This is a genomic window from Vibrio sp. 970 (assembly GCF_033339075.1).
This window is the reverse complement of sequence record NZ_JAWOTW010000608.1, coordinates 1-576: the sequence shown is the minus strand read 5'-3', so window position 1 is coordinate 576 and position 576 is coordinate 1. Positions and strand designations below refer to the sequence as shown.

Below are 576 nucleotides of genomic sequence, written 5' to 3'. Positions count from 1 at the left end.
TTGGGATCGCGTCTTACTCATCATTTGCTTGCTTGGTTTTTCTTGATCTGTTTTTGCTCTATTTATTCTGAAGAGATTTCAACACTTCCGACTGGCCATAAATCTCTGCAAACGTCTTCAAGTCGAGTCCGGCTTTGTTGCGCAAATCGGGCGAACATTCCGCTTGCTACAAGTCTTTCGCTATACTAATTTCGCGCTTAATCAGCGCCCCCATCAGGGCCGTGTTACCACGCTTGTCTTGTAAACAGGCATTCGCTCCAGAGTCGAGCAGTAACCGTACCGTGTCTTTATTACCCTGATATGCCGCCACCATTAGCGCGGTGTAACTTTCGTTGTTGCGCTGATCAATCGGGAAACCTTGCGATACAAAGGTTTCAACCACTTCATTGTTACCAATGCGCGCAGCATCAAAAAAGAGCTCTACTAAGGATTGATATTGAGTTTCGAGTTTGTCTTGAGAGGCAAACAAGCTAAAAGATAAACCCAAAGAAAATAGTACAGAGCTGAGCAAGAATACGTTTTTCATTCACCCATCCTCATTAAAAATGACAGAAAATGGCCTACGAGAGCCCTGAT

General features: G+C 44.3%; 1 pseudogene. It reads right to left on the bottom strand.

From position 1 onward, the window contains the following. Positions 1-58: 58 nt before the first annotated feature. Positions 59-526: pseudogene (locus tag R7Q11_RS28150) on the bottom strand (ankyrin repeat domain-containing protein). Positions 527-576: the final 50 nt, after the last annotated feature.